The 19,241-nt window shown below is 74.5% G+C and carries 19 protein-coding genes; 9 read left to right on the top strand and 10 right to left on the bottom strand.

Going from position 1 to position 19,241, the window contains the following annotated elements:
- Window positions 1-89: 89 nt before the first annotated feature.
- The gene (locus ABZ457_RS09970; protein WP_359155895.1) at window positions 90-779 is read left to right on the top strand and encodes a pentapeptide repeat-containing protein; all 690 of its coding nucleotides are present in this window, start codon (window positions 90-92) and stop codon (window positions 777-779) included.
- A gap of 38 nt (window positions 780-817) precedes the next feature.
- On the opposite strand, the gene ABZ457_RS09965 is transcribed toward ABZ457_RS09970, so the two are convergent.
- From ABZ457_RS09965 to ABZ457_RS09955, 3 genes are all read right to left on the bottom strand, one after another.
- Window positions 818-1,318, bottom strand: a complete 501-nt coding sequence (locus tag ABZ457_RS09965; protein WP_359155893.1) for a hypothetical protein — start codon at window positions 1,316-1,318, stop codon at window positions 818-820.
- 110 nt (window positions 1,319-1,428) lie between these two features.
- On the bottom strand, window positions 1,429-2,049 hold the full coding sequence (locus ABZ457_RS09960; RefSeq protein ID WP_359155891.1) for a response regulator transcription factor: 621 nt from the start codon (window positions 2,047-2,049) through the stop codon (window positions 1,429-1,431).
- Window positions 2,046-3,296 (bottom strand): sensor histidine kinase, encoded by a 1,251-nt coding sequence (locus ABZ457_RS09955; protein WP_359156103.1) that lies wholly within the window; start codon window positions 3,294-3,296, stop codon window positions 2,046-2,048. The genes ABZ457_RS09960 and ABZ457_RS09955 overlap by 4 nt, the downstream gene beginning before the upstream one ends.
- 374 nt (window positions 3,297-3,670) lie before the next feature.
- Between ABZ457_RS09955 and ABZ457_RS09950 the strand changes: the two genes are divergently transcribed.
- Both ABZ457_RS09950 and ABZ457_RS09945 read left to right on the top strand, forming a co-directional pair.
- Entirely contained in the window at window positions 3,671-4,219 is a 549-nt protein-coding gene (locus ABZ457_RS09950) for a heme-binding protein (protein WP_359155889.1), read from the top strand.
- A 268-nt stretch (window positions 4,220-4,487) separates the two neighbouring features.
- Complete coding sequence (locus ABZ457_RS09945) at window positions 4,488-5,897, top strand: M1 family metallopeptidase (RefSeq protein WP_359155887.1); 1,410 nt, start codon at window positions 4,488-4,490, stop codon at window positions 5,895-5,897.
- Window positions 5,898-6,035: 138 nt separating this feature from the next.
- Here ABZ457_RS09945 and ABZ457_RS09940 read toward each other — a convergent pair whose 3' ends face one another.
- Window positions 6,036-6,611: a TerD family protein gene (locus tag ABZ457_RS09940; RefSeq protein WP_359155885.1), complete on the bottom strand. Its 576-nt coding sequence runs from the start codon at window positions 6,609-6,611 to the stop codon at window positions 6,036-6,038.
- A gap of 218 nt (window positions 6,612-6,829) precedes the next feature.
- Between ABZ457_RS09940 and arfB the strand changes: the two genes are divergently transcribed.
- Window positions 6,830-7,264 (top strand): alternative ribosome rescue aminoacyl-tRNA hydrolase ArfB, encoded by a 435-nt coding sequence (gene arfB, locus ABZ457_RS09935; RefSeq protein ID WP_359155883.1) that lies wholly within the window; start codon window positions 6,830-6,832, stop codon window positions 7,262-7,264.
- A gap of 63 nt (window positions 7,265-7,327) precedes the next feature.
- Here the strand turns inward: arfB and ABZ457_RS09930 are convergent, their stop codons facing one another.
- The gene (locus tag ABZ457_RS09930; protein WP_359155881.1) at window positions 7,328-7,831 is read right to left on the bottom strand and encodes a flavin reductase family protein; all 504 of its coding nucleotides are present in this window, start codon (window positions 7,829-7,831) and stop codon (window positions 7,328-7,330) included.
- A gap of 517 nt (window positions 7,832-8,348) precedes the next feature.
- Here ABZ457_RS09930 and cdgB point away from each other — a divergent pair.
- Window positions 8,349-10,040 carry a diguanylate cyclase CdgB gene (cdgB, locus tag ABZ457_RS09925; RefSeq protein ID WP_359155879.1) on the top strand — a complete coding sequence of 564 codons (1,692 nt, stop codon included), beginning with the start codon at window positions 8,349-8,351 and terminating at the stop codon, window positions 10,038-10,040.
- Window positions 10,041-10,180: 140 nt separating this feature from the next.
- Complete coding sequence (locus tag ABZ457_RS09920; RefSeq protein ID WP_359155877.1) at window positions 10,181-11,206, top strand: carbohydrate-binding protein; 1,026 nt, start codon at window positions 10,181-10,183, stop codon at window positions 11,204-11,206.
- 102 nt (window positions 11,207-11,308) lie between these two features.
- Here ABZ457_RS09920 and ABZ457_RS09915 read toward each other — a convergent pair whose 3' ends face one another.
- From ABZ457_RS09915 to ABZ457_RS09905, 3 genes are all read right to left on the bottom strand, one after another.
- Window positions 11,309-12,238, bottom strand: a complete 930-nt coding sequence (locus tag ABZ457_RS09915; protein WP_359155875.1) for a 1-phosphofructokinase family hexose kinase — start codon at window positions 12,236-12,238, stop codon at window positions 11,309-11,311.
- A gap of 147 nt (window positions 12,239-12,385) precedes the next feature.
- Window positions 12,386-13,540 (bottom strand): N-acetylglucosamine-6-phosphate deacetylase, encoded by a 1,155-nt coding sequence (nagA, locus tag ABZ457_RS09910; RefSeq protein WP_359155873.1) that lies wholly within the window; start codon window positions 13,538-13,540, stop codon window positions 12,386-12,388.
- Window positions 13,540-14,472 carry an ROK family protein gene (locus ABZ457_RS09905; protein WP_359155871.1) on the bottom strand — a complete coding sequence of 311 codons (933 nt, stop codon included), beginning with the start codon at window positions 14,470-14,472 and terminating at the stop codon, window positions 13,540-13,542. The genes nagA and ABZ457_RS09905 overlap by 1 nt, the downstream gene beginning before the upstream one ends.
- 353 nt (window positions 14,473-14,825) lie before the next feature.
- Here ABZ457_RS09905 and ABZ457_RS09900 point away from each other — a divergent pair, with 353 nt between their 5' ends.
- The 3 genes from ABZ457_RS09900 (at window position 14,826) to otsB (ending at window position 17,401) form a co-directional block, all read left to right on the top strand.
- A complete protein-coding gene (locus ABZ457_RS09900) occupies window positions 14,826-16,043 on the top strand; it encodes an extracellular solute-binding protein (protein ID WP_359156101.1) in 1,218 nt (405 codons plus the stop codon).
- A 250-nt stretch (window positions 16,044-16,293) separates the two neighbouring features.
- On the top strand, window positions 16,294-16,512 hold the full coding sequence (locus ABZ457_RS09895; protein WP_359156099.1) for a DUF3263 domain-containing protein: 219 nt from the start codon (window positions 16,294-16,296) through the stop codon (window positions 16,510-16,512).
- A 10-nt stretch (window positions 16,513-16,522) separates the two neighbouring features.
- Complete coding sequence (otsB, locus tag ABZ457_RS09890; RefSeq protein WP_359155869.1) at window positions 16,523-17,401, top strand: trehalose-phosphatase; 879 nt, start codon at window positions 16,523-16,525, stop codon at window positions 17,399-17,401.
- On the opposite strand, the gene ABZ457_RS09885 is transcribed toward otsB, so the two are convergent.
- Together ABZ457_RS09885 and ABZ457_RS09880 are read right to left on the bottom strand one after the other, a co-directional pair.
- Window positions 17,398-18,795 (bottom strand): trehalose-6-phosphate synthase, encoded by a 1,398-nt coding sequence (locus ABZ457_RS09885; RefSeq protein ID WP_359155867.1) that lies wholly within the window; start codon window positions 18,793-18,795, stop codon window positions 17,398-17,400. The two genes, otsB and ABZ457_RS09885, sit on opposite strands and share 4 nt — an antisense overlap.
- A gap of 58 nt (window positions 18,796-18,853) precedes the next feature.
- On the bottom strand, window positions 18,854-19,018 hold the full coding sequence (locus tag ABZ457_RS09880) for an LPXTG cell wall anchor domain-containing protein (protein WP_359155865.1): 165 nt from the start codon (window positions 19,016-19,018) through the stop codon (window positions 18,854-18,856).
- Window positions 19,019-19,241 lie beyond the last annotated feature (223 nt).

The raw sequence follows: 19,241 nt of genomic DNA, 5'->3' as shown, positions 1-19,241 counted from the left end.
GGGCCCGTCACGGATACGACGGGCGGCGGGCGCGCGGATGTGACATCGCGGCCGGGGCGTTGTCAGTGGCGTGCGTCACGATGGAGGGCATGGCGAGGACGCGTGGGAAGGCGGCGCCCACCGTGGCGGTCGCGCGGGTGACCGGGGTGCGGCTGCCACCGCTGGCTCCCTTCGCGGGAACCGGCCTGGAGCCGGACGGGGACTACGACGGGGTGGAGTTCGCCGGGCTCGATCTCGGCGGGCAGCAGGGGGCGGGGGCGCGCTTCATCGACTGCGCCCTGCGGGAGTGCGCGCTGGAGGGGACGGGGCTGGCCGGCGCCCGGTTCGTGGACAGCGTGCTGGACGGGGTGCGCGGGGTGGGCACGGACCTGGCGAGGGCCTCGCTGCGGGACGTGGAGATCAGGGAGGCCCGCCTCGGCGGGGCGCAGGCGCACGGTTCGGCCCTGACGGGCGTGCTGGTGAAGGGAGGCAAGATCGACTATCTGAATCTTCGGGAGGCGAAGCTGACCGATGTGGTCTTCGACGGGTGCGTGCTCGCCGAGGCCGACTTCGCGGGGGCGAGACTGGAGCGGGTGGCGTTCCGGAACTGCGTGCTGCGGCGGGTGGACTTCACCGCCGTGGTGATGAAGGACGTCGACCTGCGGGGCGCGGCGGAGCTGGACATCGCGCGCGGGGTGGAACGCCTCACGGGCGCGGTGATCGACTCCGGGCAGCTCTTCGACCTGGCCCCGGCGTTCGCGGCGCAGATCGGGGTGCGGGTGGTGGACGGCGGCGCCTGAGGGGCGCAGGTCCCAAGGGTGGGGTGTGCCGGTGTCGGTCAGGGCGTGCGGGGGAAGCGGGCCTGGAGGTCCCAGACCGCCGGGTTGTCGGCCAGGGCCTCGTGCATGTCGCACAGGTCGGCGACCAGGTCGTGCAGGAAGTCCCGCGCCTCGCGGCGCAGTTCGGCGTGGGCGAAGGTCAGCGGCGGCTCGTCGCCCGGCATCCAGTCGGCCTCCACGTCGACCCAGCCGAAGCGGCGCTCGAAGAGCATCCGGTCGGCGGACTCGGTGAAGTCGATCTCGGCGTACTGCGGTTTGGCGGCGCGGCTGCCGAGCGGGTCGAGGTCGAGCCGCTCGACGGTGTCGCACAGCGCCCAGGCGAAGTCGAGGACGGGCACCCATCCCCAGGCTGTGGACACCTCGCGGTCGGCCTTGGTGTCCGCGAGGTAGACGTCGCCGCAGAAGAGGTCGTGGCGCAGCGCGTGGACGTCCGCGCGCCGGTAGTCGGTCTGCGGGGGGTCGGGGAAGCGCCGGGAGAGGGAGTAGCCGATGTCGAGCACACAGGGATGGTGTCATGCGTCGGCGGGCGCCCGGCCGTGCGGTCCCGGGCCGGCGGCGGACCGGGCCGTGCGGTCCTCCCGGCCCCGGGGTGGGGAGAGGGCCGGGCCGGTCAGGGGAGCAGGCGCTGTTCCTTGGCCACCGCGACCGCGCCCGCCCGGGTGTCGACGCCCAGCTTGGCGTAGATGCGCCCGAGGTGGGTCTTCACCGTCGCCTCGCTGATGAACAGGGCCCGGGCGATCTCCCGGTTGCCGAGGCCCTGGGCGAGCTGGCCGAGGATGTCGCGTTCCCGGTCGGTCAGGGTCGGCCCGGCCGCGCCGCGCATACGGTCCATGACCCGGCCCGCGACCGGTGCGGAGAGCGCCGTGCGACCCTGCGCGGCGGACCGGATCGCGGCGAACAGCTCCTCCGGGCGCTCGGCCTTGAGCAGATAGCCCGTCGCGCCCGCCTCGATGGCGCGGGTGATGTCCGCGTCCGTGTCGTAGGTCGTCAGCACCAGGACGTGCACCTCGGGGGAGGCGATGCGGCGGGTGGCCTCCACGCCGTCGATGCCGGGCCCGAGCTGGAGGTCCATCAGGACCACGTCCGGGGTCAGCTTGGCGGCCATCGCGACGGCCTCCTCGCCGCTGCCGGCCTCGCCGACGACCTCGATGCCGGCGACGCTGCCGAGCAGGGCCAGCAGCCCGGCGCGGACCACGGCGTGGTCGTCGCAGAGCAGGATCCGTACGGTCACGGGGTCTCCCACGGGGGTTCCAGGGGGATGGCGGCGGACAGGACCGTCCCCTCGCCGGGTGCGGACTCGACGGTGACGGTGCCGCCGAGCTGCGCGGCGCGGGCCCGGATGGCGGGCAGGCCGTGGCCGCGCACGCCGCGGTCCGAAGGAGCTCGGCCCTCGGAGCCGGACCGGTCATCGGGGTCCGCGTCGCCCGCCTCGCCCTGTGCGCCGGGGCCCGCGTCGCCCGGGCCCGGGCCGGGCGTTTCGGCGGGGTCGACGGCGGGCCCGGCCGGGTCGAAGCCGCGGCCGTCGTCGGTCACGTCCAGGACGACCTGGTCGCCGAGGTAGGTGAGGGTCACGGCGACGGTGGCCGCGGCCGCGTGCTCGCGGACGTTCGCCAGCGCGCCCTGGGCGATGCGCACCAGCGCGGACCGCACCCGGTCCGGCAGCGGGACCGGTGTGCCGTCGACCCGGAAGGCGGCCCCGTCGCGGGCCGCGACCGTCCGCAGCGCCTCGTCGAGCCCGCCGCTCCCGGCGAGGTCCGCGGGGGCCAGGTCGTGCACGAAGCGGCGTGCCTCGGCCAGGCTGTGCTCGGCGATCGACTCCGCGGTGCGCACATGCCGGCGGGCGGTCGGCGGGTCGCCGTCCCAGACCCGGTCGGCGGCCTGGAGCAGCATCTGCTGGCTGGACAGGCCCTGCGCCAGGGTGTCGTGGATCTCCATGGCGAGCCGCTGGCGCTCGGCGAGGGTGCCCTCGCGGCGCTCGGTGGCGGCCAGTTCGCGGCGGGTGCGGATCAGGTCGTCGATCAGGGCGCGCTGGCGGGCGGCGAGGCGTTCGGAGTGCACGAAGACGGCGGTGGCCACGGCGGCGACGGCCGGCGGCGCGATCAGCAGGTTGGGGTCGAAGCCGCCGCTCGCCAGCTCCAGTTGGGCGGTCACGACGAACACGGTGAGCAGGGCGACCAGCACGATCGCGGCCCGGGGCGGCAGGGTGCGCAGCCCGGTGTAGAAGAGGGGCACCGCGCACCAGGCGAAGCTGGGCGCCAGCACGACCAGGACCATCCACACGGCGACGACCCCGGCCAGCCACGCCAGTTGCCGGGGAGTGGCCCGGGCGGCGCGGGAGGCGAACGCGGGCCCGAGGACGTAGAGCGCGGCGAGCGCGGCCGACAGCCCGACGATCCACGGGGAGCGGTCCTCCCAGGGGTGGCGCAGCAGATAGCGGGCGAGGGACGCGCCGAGCAGCAGGAAGAACGCGGTGTGCATGACGCGGGCGAGCCACCGGCCGTCCGGATCCCGGTCCCGCTCCCGGACGCGGCCCCGGTCGAGGTCCCGGTTTCGGTCCCCGTCCCGGTCGCCGGGCGAGGGCTGCGGCACCGTGCCCACCTCGCTCTCCTCACCTGCCCGTACGCGTCCCGTGGGCCCTTCCGGGCCGGGCGCGAGCTGCTGTGACGTGACCATCGTGGCCCCTGTGGACCAGGGCGGCATCAACCGATCGGCTGACACGCCCGTCCGCCGCCCCGCGTGGCGGAGGCATCCGCTCCGCCGACCGGCCGGGCCCGGATCCGGCCGGAGGATCGATGGCGGAGGGCGAACAAGCCACCACCTACCGACCCCACCACCTCCCGAGGAGCCCCGCCATGAAGAAGACCAAGAAGGCCCTGATCGGCACCGCCGCCGCCGTCGCCGTCACCGCCGGGGTGTTCGGCACCGTCTCCGCGAACGCGGCGGCCCCGGCCGCCGAGACCCGCGCGGCCGTCGCCCGGGACGTCGGCAACCGCGACCTCCAGCAGTCGACGCACCTGACCGTCGACGCGGCGACCAGGGCCGCCGAGGCCACGCTGAAGGCGGCCGAGAAGGAGAACCAGCGGGTGTCGGTCGCGGTCGTCGACCGCAACGGCAACACGATCGTCACCCTGCGCGGCGACGGCGCGGGCCCGCAGTCCTACGAGTCGGCGGAGCGCAAGGCGTTCACGGCGGTCTCCTGGAACGCGCCCACCTCCGAGCTGGCGAAGCGCCTGGAGCAGGCGCCGAACCTCAAGGACATCCCCGGCACGCTGTTCCTCGCGGGCGGCGCCCCGGTGCAGGCGAAGGGCGCGCCGATCGCGGGCATCGGCGTCGCGGGCGCGCCCAGCGGCGACCTGGACGAGAAGTTCGCCCGCGCGGGCGTGGCGGCGATCACCCGCTGACGCGACCCGGGCCGCGCCCCCGGCCCGGCGGAGCCCGCCCCTGCCCCCGTCCGGGCCGCGCCCCCAGCCCGCGCCCGGTCCGGGACGCGCGCCCCGGCCCTCGCCCGGCCCGGCCCTCGCCCGGCCCGGCCCCGGCGGCGCGGTGCCGGCCCCGGCTCGCCCGGACCGCGCCCGGCCGCGACACGGCCCGCCCGGCCCGGCGGAGCCCGCCCAGCGACCCCGCCCCGTCAGGCGGGGCGCAGCGCACCCGCGGCCTAGGATCTTGACTGTGGAACCGCGTGCCCCCTTCCGTCCCCTCGCCGCCGGTCTCGTCGTCCTGACGGTCCTGCTGGGCGCCGGGTGCACGCCGGTCGCGACGGGTGTGCGCGGCGAGCCGGGGGCGGCCGGGCTGCGCGACCCGTACTTCCCGAAGCAGGGCAACGGCGGGTACGACGTCCAGCGGTACGACCTGACCCTCGGCTACGACCCCGCCACCGGCCGGCTCGACGGCACCGCCGAGGTCACCGCCCGGGCCACCCAGGACCTCAGCGCCTTCCATCTGGACCTGCACGGGCTGACCGTGCGCGAGGTCACGGTGGACGGGCGGCGGCCCGCCGCCGCCAACCGGGCCGGCGACGAGCTGACCGTCCGCCCCCGCCGGGACATCCACGAGGGCGCCCGCTTCCGGACCGTCGTCCGCTACACCGGCGTCCCGGCCACGGTCACCGACGCCGACGGCTCCCGCGAGGGCTGGCTGCCCCTGCCCGGCGGCGGCGCGGTCGCCCTGGGCCAGCCCACCGGCTCCGCGGCCTGGTTCCCCGGCAACCACCACCCCTCCGACAAGGCCGCCTACGAGATCACGGTCACCGTGCCCGAGGGCACCGACGCCGTCGCGGGCGGCGAGCGGACCGCCGGGCGCACCCGCGACGGACGGACCACCACGGTGTGGCGCTCGGCCGAGCCCATGGCGAGCTATCTCGCCACCCTCGCCATCGGCGAGCTGCGGGTCACCACCTCCCGCACCGCCTCCGGTCTGCCGGTGATCACGGCGGTCGACCCGGCGTCGGCCGGGAGGGCGGCGGGACTGCTGCGCAGAATCCCGGAGTTCGTGGAGTGGTGCGCGGCACGTTTCGGCCCGTACCCGTTCTCCTCGGCGGGGGCGGTCGTCGTCCCGGCCGGGCGGGTGGGCTACGCGCTGGAGACGCAGACCCGGCCCGTCTTCCCGCTGGACGCCTTCGACGAGGAGACCGTCGTCCACGAGTTCGCCCACCAGTGGTTCGGCAACTCCGTCACCCCCGAGTCCTGGCGCGACCTCTGGCTGAGCGAGGGCTTCGCCACCTACGCGGAGTGGCTGTGGCTGGACGACTCCGGCCGGACACCGGTCGCGAAGAGCTTCACCGCGGCCTACGAGGACGAGGCGAACTGGGCGTTCCCGCCCGCCGAACCGCCCGGCCGCGAGGACCTGTTCGCCCCGCCGGTGTACGAGCGCTCCGCGATGGTGCTCCACCGGCTGCGCCAGGAGGTGGGCGACCGCGCGTTCTTCGCGATCGTGCGCGGCTGGGCGGCGGAGCACCGCCACGGGAACGCCTCCACCGAGGAGTTCACCGCCTACGCGCAGGCGCGGGCCGGCGGCCGGGACCTCGGGCCGTTGTGGGGCGCCTGGCTGTACGGGGACGGCCGCCCGCCCCTCGCCCGCTGAACCGGCCCCGGTCCCGAGCGGCGGCCCGGACGCCAAAGCCCACGCCAAAGCCCACGCCAACGCCCACACCAACGCGACGGCCCCGGCCTGCGGCGCGCACGCCGGGACCGGGGCCGTGGGCCGCTCGGGACGGTCGGGTCAGATGTTGACGCCGAAGTCGCGGGCGATGCCCTCCAGACCGGAGGCGTAACCCTGGCCGACGGCGCGGAACTTCCACTCCGCGCCGTTGCGGTAGAGCTCGCCGAAGACCATCGCGGTCTCGGTGGCCGCGTCCTCGCTCAGGTCGTAGCGCGCGATCTCGGCGCCGCCGGCCTGGTTGACGATGCGGATGTAGGCGTTGCGCACCTGGCCGAAGTTCTGCGAGCGGGCGACCGCGTCGTAGATGGAGACCGGGAACACGATCTTGTCGACGTCGGCGGGGAGGCCCGCGAGGTTGACGTTGATCTGCTCGTCGTCGCCGCCGCCCTCGCCGGTGCGGTTGTCGCCGGTGTGGACGATGGTCTGGTCCGGCGTCGCCTTGTTGTTGAAGAAGACGAAGTGGGCGTCGGAGGCGACCCTGCCCGCGGCGTTGACGCCGATCGCGGAGGCGTCGAGGTCGAAGTCCGTGCCGGTGGTGGTGCGGACGTCCCAGCCGAGGCCGACCGTGACGGCGGTCAGGCCCGGTGCCTCCTTGGTGAGCGAGACGTTGCCGCCCTTGGACAGGCTTACTGCCATCGGGAAGTCCCCTTCGGTTCGGGTGCGGGCCGTGTCTGCGGCCGTCGGTTGCCGGCGAAGTTACCGTCATCCGTCATAACGCGGACAGGGGACCGCCAGGTTCCACGATCCGCGCGCCTTCTCGGCGGGCGGCCGGCGGCGGTCCGGGAGCGACCCGGCGCGGCCCGGGGCGGCCGGCCGGGAAATGCGCGTGACGGCCGTGTCCCGGACGGGGGACCATGGGTGTCATGTCCGGGCCCTACATCATCCGCGGTTCGGTCTCCCTGCCGGAGGCCGAGCTCCAGTGGCGTTTCTCGCGCTCCTCGGGGCCGGGCGGCCAGCACGTCAACACCAGTGACTCGCAGGTCGAGCTGCGCTTCGACCTCGCGGGCACCCGGGCGCTGCCACCGGTCTGGAAGGAACGCGCGCTGGAGCGGCTGGCGGGCCGCCTGGTGGACGGTGTGATCAGTGTTCGCGCTTCGGAGCACCGCTCTCAGTGGCGCAACCGCGAGACGGCGGCGGTGCGGCTCGCCTCGCTGCTGGCGGAGGCGTCGGCCCCGCCGCCGAGGCCGCGCCGCCCGACGAAGATCCCCCGGGGCATCAACGAGCGGCGCCTGCGCGAGAAGAAGCAGCGCGCCGAGACCAAGCGGGGCCGCTCGGGCCGCGACTGGTGACCCGGACCGGCCCGCCACGGGCCCGTCACACCGGACCCGGCCGCGCGGCCCCCCGCCCCCGCCTCACCTCAACTGCCGGTACCGCCCCTTGAAGTACGTCAGCGGGCCCCCGCCCTCCCCGGCGTCGACGTCCGCCGCCAGCACCCGCCCGATCACCAGGGTGTGGTCCCCCGCCTCGACCCGCTGCTCGGTGCGGCACTCCAGCACCGCGAGCGCGCCCCCGATCAGCGGAGCCCCGCACACCTCGCCCCGCCGCCACTCCAGGTCCTCGAAGAGCAGCCGGTCGCTGACCCGGCCCTTCATCGCGAACCGGCCGGCGATCTGCCGCTGGTGCTCGGCGAGCACCGAGACGCCCCACAGCGGCTGTTCCGCGAGCAGGTCGTCCATCCGGGAGCCGTTGCGCAGGCTCACCATCACCAGCGGCGGGTCGAGCGAGACCGACAGGAACGCGGTCGCGGTCATCCCCACGTCCTCACCGCGCGGGCCGTGGTCCTCGTCGAACGCGGTGACCAGCACCACGCCCGCCGCCAGGCGGGACATCGCGGCGCGGAACTCTTCGTTGCTCACCCCTTCAGCATGGGGGACGGCTGCGGCGCGGGGGACGGCGGCGCCGGCGGACGCGGCTTCGGCGGGAGCGGGGATCGTCGGGAACACAACAAGCACGCTAGTCGCGCCCGCCCGCCGCCCGCATCGGACCTCGGAACCAGCCAAGTCCTAGGACTTCCGGCGCCACCCGGGTACATTTCCCCGCACGTTCGCCGAATGCCTCCCAACCGGGGCGCGATCCGGCCGCGTGGGCGTGCGCACCGCGCGGACCACCGGTTACCGGGAGTAGGCCCAGCGGGAAGGCCGGGAGACTGGTTGTGCGTTCAAGAAGGCGAGGCCGGCGGGGGTGGAACGCGATCAACCCTTCATCAGCCGATGTGACTTGAGTCACAGAGCGCAGTATTTGTTGACCCTGTGTACCGGCTAGGCAGCTCGCTGTGATTCAGTGGCCGGGATACCGCGACGAGTAGGCCGAACGAAGTACGCCGATCACCACCCTGGAGTTTGCTGTCGAAGTCTCGGGGAGAGCGAGCGAGCAATGGAGACCGAGTCGGAGCCCTACGTCCGTCTTGCGACCCTGCGGCAGCTTCACCAGGTCGTCGCCGAGCTGAACACGGCCCGCAGCCTGGCCGACACCCTGCAGACCGTCGCCGACGGCGTGGTCGCGGGCCTCGGCTACGAGCTCGCCTGCGTCAACCTCGTCCGCCCCGACGGCGATCTGGTCGTCGCCGCGTTCGCCGGGAGCGCCGCCGCCGAGGCCCTGATCACCGGCCGGGTCGGCTCGCGCGCCTCCTGGGAGCGCCGGCTCTCCATGGGCGAGGGCTGGGGCGACCTGCGGTTCATACCGCACACCGAGGGCTGGGTCCTGATGGAGGACGACGTCCCCCAGTGGCACACCGACGGCCCCGAGCCCCGCTTCGAGGACGAGTGGCACCCGCAGGACCGGCTCTACGCGCCGATGTACGCCTCCGGCGGCGGGCGCGAGCTGCTCGGCGTGATCTCGGTGGACCGCCCGCGCAACGGCCGCCGCCCCGGACCCTGGGGTCAGGAAGCCCTCCAGATGTACGCCTCGCAGGCCGGTATCGCGATCAGCAACGCGCGTCTGCGTGCGAACATGCAGCGCGCCCTGGTCCGGCTGGAGCGCGAGCAGCAGGCCCTGCGCGCCAGCGAGGAATCCTTCCGGCAGGCCTTCGAGTACGCCCCCAGCGGCATGGCCATCGCGGAGATGGGCGGCGATCAGCACGGCCGCCTGCTGCGCACCAACGACGCGCTCTGCCGCCTGCTGGGCCGCCCCGCCTCCGCGATGCGGCGCTACGCCTTCGCCGACCTCGTCCACCCCGACGACGTCGGCACCCTGCTGCGTACCTCGGCCGAGGGCGGCCGGGCCGAGATACGCCTCAGCCGCCGGGACGGCAGCTATGTCTGGGTCTCCCTGCGCAACTCCGTGGTCGCCGACACCGCCGACGGCCCCCGCTTCCTGCTCACCCACGTCGAGGACATAGAGGACCGCAAGCGCCATGAGCTCCAGCTCGCGCACCGGGCCTCGCACGACGCCCTCACCGGCCTCCCGAACAGCGCCGAACTGAGGGCCCGGCTCAGCGCCCGGCTCTGCGAACGCCCCGAGGCCGGCCGCCCCAGCGACGTCGACGCGCTGGACGCGGCCTACGAGGAGGCCGTGTACGCCGGTGACGGATACGGCGGTGACGGTCGTCACGGCGACCGCCACGGTGACGGATACCACGACGACGGCTTCGGCTTCGACGCCGTCGGCAGCCGCCCGTACGACCACCACGTCCACATGGTCGCGCCGGACGACGAGTACGACGACGGCACCAAGGGCCTCGCGGTCCTCTTCTGCGACCTGGACGGATTCAAGTCGATCAACGACCGCTTCGGGCACCAGACGGGGGACGCGGTCCTGGTCGAGGTCGCCCGCCGGCTCACCACCGGCGTCCGGGACGGGGACACCGTCGCCCGCCTCGGCGGCGACGAGTTCGTGGTCCTCGCGGACGGCCTCGGCGCGGCGGACGCGGCCGATCTCGCCGTCCGCCTGCGGAACGCCATCATCCTGCCGATCCGGGTCGGCGGCCGGGGCGTCCGGGTCGGGGCCAGCTTCGGTATCGGCTGGGCGAGTTGCGGGATGTCGGTCGACGAGGTCCTCACCTCCGCCGACCAGCGGATGTACGTGGAGAAGCGCTCGCGGTCCAAGGTCCACCGCCGCGCGGGCTGAGCGGCGGGCTGAGACGAGCCTCACAGCGGTGGGCAGTTGCGGCACCGGCGGATGAGGCACAGGACACCCAATGGGGTGAGTGGAACCGGGTAGGCTCGCCTGGCGTCGGCATCTGTCGACGAGAGGTGAGGAGTGACTGGATGACGGCCGCGAACAACGGCGCAGGCACGCCCGAGGACGACGACCCGTTCGGCTACCTGTACGAGGACGGGCAGCAGGCGGGCGCCACCCCGCCCGGCCAGGGCCGCGGCGGCTACGGCTACCCGGGCCCGGCCCCGCAGCCGGGCGTCCCCCGGACCTCGTACAACCAGGTCCGCACGGTCGGCGAGCGCCGTCAGTACGCCCAGCAGGTCCCCCCGCAGCAGCAGGGCGGCGGTTACGGCTACCCGCCCCCGCAGCAGCCGTACGGTCAGCAGGGCTACGGCCAGCCGACCGCCGCGTACGCCGCCCCCGAGACGTACCCGGGGGCGCCGAACCGCCAGACCGCGGCCATGCCCTCCGGCGGCCCGGCCCAGGGCGGCCGCGGCGGCCGAGGCGGCGGCCCCAACACCCGCGGGCTCCTGATCGGCGCGATCGCGGTGGTCGCGGTCGTCGTCATCGGCATCGGCGCGGCGCTGATGACCGGCGGCGACGGGAAGGACAACGCGAAGGGCGACCCGGGCGCGGGCACCTCCCCGACGGCGGCGGAGTCGGTCAAGCCGAGCGAGCCGCCCTCGAAGAAGCCCGAGGCTCCGGTGGAGCTCCCGAAGCAGGACGCGGCGACGCTCACCCTCGGCGGCCCGGCGGCCACGGGCACCGACGTGCCCGGCGCCAAGGGCACCGGCGGCGCCTATGTGATGTTCAACGGCGAGGGCGGCTCGGCGAGCTGGTCCGTGGAGGTCCCCGAGGCCGGCCCCTACACGATGTACCTCACGTACAGCGTGCCGGGGAAGGACGCCAAGACCTCGCTGACCATCAACGGCCAGCAGCCGCGCGAGATCAACATGTCCAACTTCGCGAAGGCCGCCGAGGGCGACTGGGAGAAGGGCTGGACCAACACCTACTCCTTCGTCGAGCTGGAGAAGGGCAAGAACGACCTCAGGATCTCCTGCGAGTCGGGCAACCAGTGCGAGGCCTACCTCGACCAGGTGTGGCTGGAGGCCGGCCACAAGAGGAAGAGCGGCTGACGCCTCTGATCCGCTGTCCGCGACCCCTGCCTCCGGGCGGGGGTCGCGGCGTTTCCGGCCCCGGTTGGCCGGGCCCTTTCGTCGGCCCGGTCGGCCGGGGGCTCAGCCCGCCCCCGCCCCCACCTCCGTCACCGTCACCCCGCCCAGGAACTCCTCGTACGCCCCCGCGTCGAACTCGCCCGCCGCCGGGGCGAGGACCGTCGCCGAGGCGAGGGCGGTCGCGCGGGTCAGGCGGGCCGGCCAGTCGAGGCCCTCGGCCAGGGCCGAGAGGAGGCCCGCGACCGCCGAGTCCCCCGCGCCGGTCGGGTTGCCGCGGACCGGGGACGGCGGGGCCGCCCGCCAGACGCCGTCGGCCGTCGCGGCGAGCAGCCCGTCCGGGCCGAGGGAGCCGACGACCGCGTGCGCGCCCCGGCGCCGCGCGTCCCGCACCGCGCGCAGCGGCTCGCGGGAGCCGGTGAGCCCGGCCAGCTCCTCCGCGTTCGGCTTGATCACGTCCGGCCGGGCGGCGACCCCGCGCCGCAACGGTTCTCCGCTGGTGTCCAGGAGGACGGGGACGCCCGCGGCACGGGCGCGGCGGACCAGGTCCGCGTAGGCGCCGACATGGACGCCCGGCGGGAGGCTGCCGCAGAGCGCGACCGCCCCGGCCCCGGCCAGCAGGCCGTCGTACGCGGTGAGGAAGGCGGCCCACTCGTCCGGTGCGACGGCCGGGCCGGGCTCGTTGAACTGGGTGGTGTCGCCGCTCGCGGCGTCCACCACCGCGAGGGTGCGGCGGGTGGCCCCGGCGACCGGCACCAGCGCCTCGCGCACCGGCAGCGGCGCGAGCAGCTCCCGCAGCACCGCCCCCGTGGGCCCGCCCGCGAAGCCGGTCACCGTGCAGTCGTGGCCGAGCGCGGCGAGCACCCGGGCGACGTTGACGCCCTTGCCGCCGGGGCGCTCGCGCACCCCGGTCGCCCGGTGCACACCGTGCGGGACGAGGGCCGGGACGTCGTAGGTGATGTCCAGGGCGGCGTTGAGCGTGACCGTCAGGATCACCCGTGCACCCCTTGCGCCATGGCCCCGGCCGGGAGCGGGACCCGGGACCGTGCCTGCTGAGCTCGTACGGTCCTGATCATGCCAAACGCCGGGGCCCGGCCCAAGGCCGAAGCCGCGGACCGGGCCCCGGCGGGCGTCCGGCGGTGCTCAGCCCGCGACCGGGTCGACCACCCACTCGCCCTTGCGCATCACGCCCTTGAGCCCGAAGTCCGCGTCCAGCACCACCAGGTCCGCGTCCTTGCCCGGCTCCAGGGAGCCGATCCGGTCGTACGCGCCCAGCAGCCGGGCCGGGTTGGCGGCGATCGCCTCGACCACGTCCTCCACCGGGAGCCGGTCCACCGTGACCGCTCGCCGGAAGGCGGTGTCCAGGGTGAGCGTGGAGCCCGCGATCGAGCCGCCCTCCACGAGCCGGGCGACGCCGTCCGTGACCTCCACGTCCAGCGGCCCGAGCCGGTAGCGCCCGTCGCCGAAGCCCGCCGCGTCCATCGCGTCGGTGATGAACGCGACCCGGCCCGCGCCCGCGCGGTGGAAGGCCAGTTCCAGGGCGGCCGGGTGCAGATGGACCCCGTCGTTGATCAGCTCGACGGTGACCCGCTCGTCCTCCAGCAGGGCCGCGATCGGGCCGGGGGCGCGGTGGCCGAGCGGCGGCATCGCGTTGAACAGGTGGGTGGCGACGGTGGCGCCCGCGTCGATCGCCTCGACGGTCTGCTCGTAGGTGGCGTCCGTGTGCCCGACGGCGGCGATCACCCCGTGCTCGGCGAGCAGCCGGACGGAGTCCAGCCCGCCGGGCAGCTCGGTCGCGAGGGTGACCATCTTCGCCGTGCCGCGCGCCGCGTCCAGCAGCTTGCGCACGTCCGCCGGGTCCGGGTCGCGCAGCAGGGCCTCGCTGTGGGCGCCCTTGCGGCACGGCGAGATGAACGGGCCCTCGAAGTGGATGCCCGCCAGATCGCCCTGCTCGACCAGCTCGGAGAGGAAGCCCGCCCGGTGCGCCAGGAAGTCCATCTCGCCGGTCACGGTGGAGGCGACCAGGGTGGTCGTGCCGTGCCTGCGATGGGTCTCGACGCCCGTCAGCACCTCCTCCGCCGTGCCCGAGGTGAAGGAGGCCCCGCCGCCGCCGTGGTTGTGGAGATCGACGAAGCCGGGGACGATCCAGTGCCCGGAGAGGTCGGTCACCGGGGTGTCGTCCTCGGCCGCGCCGGCGATCCGGCCGCCGTCGACGACCACCCGCCCGCGGTCGACGATGCCGGTCGGCAGCACCACACGGGCTCCGGCCAGAACGGTGGCTGTGGCGCGAGCGGCCATCAGGCGGTTACCTCCGTGGCGAGTAGATCCCAGGCGAGCAGCCCTGCGCCCAGGCATCCGGCGGTGTCCCCGAGGGCCGCCGGGACGATCGCGGGCAGTTTCTGGAACGTCACGCGCTCCTCGACCGCCGCCCGCAGCGGTGTGAACAACACTTCCCCCGCCTCGGCGAGCCCGCCACCGATGATCAGGGTCCGGGGGTCCAGCAGGGTGAGCGCGGTGACCAGGCCGTCGGCCAGCGCCTCGACCGCCTCCTGCCAGACCGTCGCGGCCTTCTCGTCGCCGGCGGCGACGGCCTTCGCGCAGTCCGCCGCGTCGGCGTCCGGGTCGCCGGAGGCGGCGGCCCAGGCGCGGCTGACGGCGGACGCGGAGGCCAGGGTCTCCAGACAGCCGCGCTGCCCGCAGCCGCACTCCGGGCCGAGCGGGCGGACGACGATGTGCCCGATCTCGCCCGCGTACCCGTGCGCGCCCGCCTCGATCGTCCCGGCGATGCCGATGGCGCCCGCGATGCCGGTGCCGAGGGGGACGAAGAAGAAGCGGTCCGCGCCCTGTCCGGCGCCGATCCGGCCCTCGGCGAGCCCGCCGGTGCGGACGTCGTGCCCGAGGGCGACCGGGATGCCGCCGAGCCGCTGGCCGAGCAGCGCCCGCAGCGGCACGTCGCGCCAGCCGAGGTTGGCCGCGTAGACGGCGATGCCCCGGCCGGCGTCGACGATGCCGGGGACGGCGACGCCCGCGGCCTCGGCCGCGCGGCCGAAGTGCTCCCGGCCGTGGGCGCGCAGATCCGCGGCGAAGCCGAGGATCGACTCCACGACGGCGTCGGGGCCGCGCTCGCGCCCGGTCGCCCGCCGCGCCTCGTGCAGCAGGGTGCCGTCCGCCCCGACGAGGGCCGCCTTCATGCCGGTGCCGCCCACATCAAGGGCGATGACGTGTCTCACGGGGGACAGTCTCGCCCGCGGACGGCGAATAGGTCTAGTCCAGTTGCCGAGATTGTTGCCACGCCATACAAACGGGCCCGCGCCCCGGCAGGGCACGGGTGGGACGCGGGCGCGGCGCGGACGGGCCGCGGACGGGACACCGGTGGGGCGTGTTGCGAAAGCGAGACCGGCACTGGTGTAGACCTCATGGCCGCCCATGGGACAATCTACGTTCACTCGCAGGACGTCGACGGGGGGTCGGCCTGGGGCGATCCGACGACGATCAGTTGAGCAGCAAAGGGTGGGGGAGAGCCGTGCAGCGTCCCTTCAAGCGTTCCTTCACAGGTCTGACCGCGGCTGCCGCGGCGCTGGGCATGGCGGTCTCGCTGACCGCCTGCGGAGGCGGCTCCGGCGATGTGACCCTCCACCTGGTCGCCGCCGACTACGACGTGGCCGGCGGACAGAGCAGCAAGACCTACTGGGACGAGCTGACCGCGAAGTTCGAGTCCACCCACCCGGGCGTCAAGGTCGAGGTCCAGATCGAGTCCTGGAACGACGTGGACCGCAAGGTCGCCGAGATGGTCAAGGACGGCAACGCCCCCGACATCGCCCAGATCGGCGCGTACGCCGACTACGCGGCCGACGGCAAGCTCTACTCGGCGGACCAGCTCCTCTCCGTACCGGTGCAGTCCAACTTCCTCGTCCCGCTGACCGACGCCGGTGAGTACAAGGGCACCCAGTACGGGCTGCCGTTCGCCGCGTCGACCCGGCTGCTCTTCTACAACAAGGAGCTCTTCGCCGAGGCCGGCATCAAGGGCACCCCGAAGACCTGGGACGAGCTCGCCGAGGACGCGGCGGCGATCAAGGCGAACACCAACGCCAAGTTCCCCTTCGCCCTCCCGCTCGGGCCGGAGGAGGCCCAGGCCGAGACCATGATGTGGCTGCTCAGCGGCGGCACGGGCTACACGGACGCGGTCGACAAGTACGCGATCGACTCCGCGACCAACATCTCCACCTTCGAGTGGCTGCGCGACGAGCTGGTCAAGCCGGGGCTGACGGGTCCGGTGGCGCCGGGCGAGCTGAACCGGAAGGACGCGTTCGCCGCGTTCACCCGGGGCGAGGTCGGCATGCTCAACGGCCACCCGTCGCTGATGCAGGCCGCCGAGAAGCAGGGCATCGACGTCGGCAAGGTCGCGCTGCCCGGCCGGGACGGCGAGGCCAAGGCGTCGATGGGCGTCGCCGACTGGATCATGGGCTTCAAGGAGAACGGCCACCGCAAGGAGATCGGCCAGTTCCTGGACTTCGTCTTCAGCGACGAGAACGTGCTCGCCTTCGCCGGGCAGAACGACCTGCTGCCGCCGACGGTCACCGCGTCCGAGGCGATGGAGAAGGACCCGGAGCACAAGGACCTGCGCGAGTTCCTCCAGGAGCTGCCGAACTCGATGCTGCCGCCGGTCGGCAAGACCTCGTGGGCCGCGGTCAGCGACAACATCAAGAAGAAGATCGGCTCCGCGGCGGCGCCGAACGGCAACCCGACCTCCACGCTGGGCGTGATCGACCGCGAGGCGGCGGAGGCCGAAGCGGCGGAGTGAGCCCGCGTCGCCCGGGCGCTCCGTTCCCGGGCGCGGGGCGCGGCTTGTCGGCGGGGGCCGTTACGTTGGTCCCGTGACCGACGACCACGCTGAGCCCCTGATCCCGGGCGCGCCTGCCCTCGGCGGGGACGGGCCTGTTGCGGGTGGGCCCGCGCCTGGTGGGGATGAGCCCCGGGACGGCGAGGGTGCCGGGCCCGGCGCCCCTGACCCCGCCGAGGGTGCGCCGAGTGGGGGCGAGCCCGAGGGCGGGCTGAGCGCGGTCGCGGAAGCCGTGCTGGCGACCGAGCGGCGGTCGTGGGGGGCGGCCGGGGCGAAGGAGCGGGTGATCAGGGAGCGGCTCGGGATGTCGCCCGTGCGGTACTACCAACTGCTCAACGCGCTCCTCGACGATCCCCGGGCCCTCGCCCACGACCCCGTGACCGTCAACCGGCTCCGCCGAGTCAGGGACGCGCGGAGGACGCGCCGATAGGGTCGGGGCCATGGGCAGCTCCCCGAACTCCCCGAACCCGACGGACTCCCCGCACCCCGTGCCGGCCACCCCGGCCGGCCGCGAGGGCCTCGCCGCCGTCCTGCGGCACCCCTCCTCCGCCGTGGTCGCCCTCGACTTCGACGGCACCCTGGCCGAGATCGTCCCCGACCCGGAACAGGCCCGCGCCCACCCCGACGTGGTGCCCGCGCTCGCCGCGCTCGCCCCGTACGTCGCCTCCGTGGTCGTGGTCACCGGCCGGCCCGCCGGGGTCGCCGTGCGCTACGGCGGCTTCGCAGGCGTCCCCGGACTGGACCACCTCGTCGTCCTCGGCCACTACGGCGCCGAACGCTGGGACGCCGTGACCGGCACCGTCACCGCGCCCGACCCGCACCCCGGGGTCGCCGCCGTCCGCGCGGAGCTGCCCGGGCTGCTGGAGAGCGTCGGCGTCTGGCACGGCACCTGGATCGAGGAGAAGGGCCGCGCGGTCGCCGTCCACACCCGCCGTGCCGAGGACCCGCAGGCCGCGTTCGACGCCCTGCGCGAGCCGCTGGCCGCGCTCGCCGCGGAGCACGGACTCGTCCTGGAACCGGGCCGGATGGTCCTCGAACTGCGCCCGCCCGGTATGGACAAGGGCGTGGCGCTGACCGAGTACGTCAAGGAGACGGGCGCCGGGGCCGTCCTCTACGCGGGCGACGACCTGGGCGACCTCGCGGCCTACGCGGCGGTCGAGAAGCTGCGTTCGGACGGGACCCCGGGCGTCCTGGTGTGCAGCGGCGACGAGGTCCCGGACCTCGCCGACCGCGCGGACCTGGTGCTGGCCGGCCCCGCCGCCGTGGCCGCCCTCCTCGCCGGCCTCGCCGCACAGCTCGGCGGAGCCGGGACGACCTAGTCCCGCAGTGCGTCGAGCTGGTCCAGGAACCAGCGGCGCGGGGGGAGGGCGGTGGCCGCCGCCGCGAGGTGCTTGGTGCGTTCGGCGCGCTCGGCCGGGGGCATGGCCAGGGCCCGGTGCAGGGCGTCCGCCGTGGCGGTCACGTCGTACGGGTTGACCGTGATCGCGTGGTCGCCCAGCTCCGCGTACGCGCCCGCCTCCCGGGAGAGCACCAGCGCGCAGCCCTCGTCCGAGACGACCGGGACCTCCTTGGCGACCAGGTTCATGCCGTCCCGGATGGGGTTGACCAGGGCCACGTCGGCCATCCGGTACGCGGCGAGCGAGCGGGCGAAGTCGTCCTTGACGTGGATCAGGACCGGGGTCCAGCCGGGCGTGCCGTACTCCTCGTTGATCTCCGCCGCGAGCCGGGACACCTCGGCCGTGTACTCCCGGTAGACGGCGAGGTCCTGCCGGGACGGATAGGCCAGCGCGATGTGCACCACCCGCTCCCGCCACTCCGGACGGGTCGCCAGCAGGGTCCGGTACGCCAGCAGCCCCCGGACGATGTTCTTCGACAGCTCGGTCCGGTCCACCCGGACGATCGTGCGCCGGTCCGGGCCGACCGCCTCGCGCAGTTCCGCCAGGCGCTCGCCGACGTCCGGCCGGTGGGCGCGCTCGCGCAGGAAGCCGGCGTCCGCGCCGAGGCCGTACACCCCGGTGACCGTCGAACCGGTGCCGCCCACGACCTGCGTGGCGCACGCCGTGAACGCGTCCGCCCAGCGCTGGGTGAGGAAGCCGAGCCGGTCCGCGCCGAGCATCCCGCGCAGCAGCTCCTCCGCGATGTCGTCGGGGAGGAGGCGGAAGTAGTCCGGCGGGGCCCACGGGGTGTGCGAGAAGTGGCCGATGCGCAGGTCCGGACGCCGCTCGCGGAGCATCCCGGGGGCCAGGGCCAGGTGGTAGTCCTGGATCAGCACGGCCGCGCCCTCGGCCGCCGACTCCGCCAGCGCGTCGGCGAAGGCCCGGTTGTAGGCCCGGTAGGCGTCCCACTGCCGACGGAACTCCTGGTCGAAGGCCGGTTCCAGCGGGGTCTGGTACAGCAGGTGGTGCAGGAACCACAGCACCGAATTGGCGATGCCGTTGTACGCGTCGGCGTGCACAGCCGGGTCGATGTCCAGCATCCGGACACCCGGTTCACCGACGCCCCGCCGCACGGCCTCCCGGTCGCCCTCGCCGAGCGCCGCGCACACCCAGAGCGACTGCTCGTCGGAGCCGATGGCCGACAGGCCCGAGACGACCCCGCCCCCGCCGCGCCGGGCGTCCAGTCCGCCGTCCTCGGTCAGCGTGTACGAGACCGGGCCGCGGTTGGACGCGACGAGGATCCGGGCAGCGTCGATCTGGGCGGCGTCGGTGACCATGTAGGCGAACGTAGCCCGTACCACCCGCCCTCAAACGTGCGTGCGGCCCCGCCGCAGGTCAGTGGTCGCGATTCCGGCCACGGGCGGCGGCGAGGGCCACGATCCCGGCGGCGACGAGGCTGAGGGCGACCCCGCCGAGGAGCCAGAGCTGCTCGGAGGCGGAGCCGGTGCGGGCGAGTTCGGCGGCGTGGACGAGCGCGTCCACATGACTGAGCGAGTCCATAAGGAGGAAAGGTAGACAAAACGACCATACTTTTCCGGGTGTGGCCGTCCACCGGGCGCGTCGCCGCCCGGATCGGCCCCCCTCGCGCCCGGGGTGGCGCCTCTCGGGCCGCTCAGAAAGTGTTGGGTATTGATCAACTGCTGCTTGTAGTCGACGGTGGTGATCTTCGCGGTCTGAGAGTTCGCGAAGATCACCGTCATGTGTGTCTGCACGTGCAAGCCCG

The organism is Streptomyces sp. NPDC005805 (assembly GCF_040630445.1).
GTDB lineage: Bacteria > Actinomycetota > Actinomycetes > Streptomycetales > Streptomycetaceae > Streptomyces.
The sequence above is the reverse complement of the archived record's forward strand: the minus strand, read 5'-3'. Positions and strand labels throughout refer to the sequence as shown.

Coding starts and splice junctions, on each gene's coding strand:
- ABZ457_RS09970 (WP_359155895.1), top strand. CDS start 90: ATGGCGAGGACGCGTGGGAAGGCGGCGCCCACCGTGGCGGTCGCGCGG.
- ABZ457_RS09955 (WP_359156103.1), bottom strand. CDS start 3,296: ATGCACACCGCGTTCTTCCTGCTGCTCGGCGCGTCCCTCGCCCGCTAT.
- ABZ457_RS09950 (WP_359155889.1), top strand. CDS start 3,671: ATGAAGAAGACCAAGAAGGCCCTGATCGGCACCGCCGCCGCCGTCGCC.
- ABZ457_RS09940 (WP_359155885.1), bottom strand. CDS start 6,611: ATGGCAGTAAGCCTGTCCAAGGGCGGCAACGTCTCGCTCACCAAGGAG.
- arfB (WP_359155883.1), top strand. CDS start 6,830: ATGGGTGTCATGTCCGGGCCCTACATCATCCGCGGTTCGGTCTCCCTG.
- cdgB (WP_359155879.1), top strand. CDS start 8,349: ATGGAGACCGAGTCGGAGCCCTACGTCCGTCTTGCGACCCTGCGGCAG.
- ABZ457_RS09920 (WP_359155877.1), top strand. CDS start 10,181: ATGACGGCCGCGAACAACGGCGCAGGCACGCCCGAGGACGACGACCCG.
- nagA (WP_359155873.1), bottom strand. CDS start 13,540: ATGGCCGCTCGCGCCACAGCCACCGTTCTGGCCGGAGCCCGTGTGGTG.
- ABZ457_RS09900 (WP_359156101.1), top strand. CDS start 14,826: ATGGCGGTCTCGCTGACCGCCTGCGGAGGCGGCTCCGGCGATGTGACC.
- otsB (WP_359155869.1), top strand. CDS start 16,523: ATGGGCAGCTCCCCGAACTCCCCGAACCCGACGGACTCCCCGCACCCC.
- ABZ457_RS09885 (WP_359155867.1), bottom strand. CDS start 18,795: ATGGTCACCGACGCCGCCCAGATCGACGCTGCCCGGATCCTCGTCGCG.
- ABZ457_RS09880 (WP_359155865.1), bottom strand. CDS start 19,018: ATGGACTCGCTCAGTCATGTGGACGCGCTCGTCCACGCCGCCGAACTC.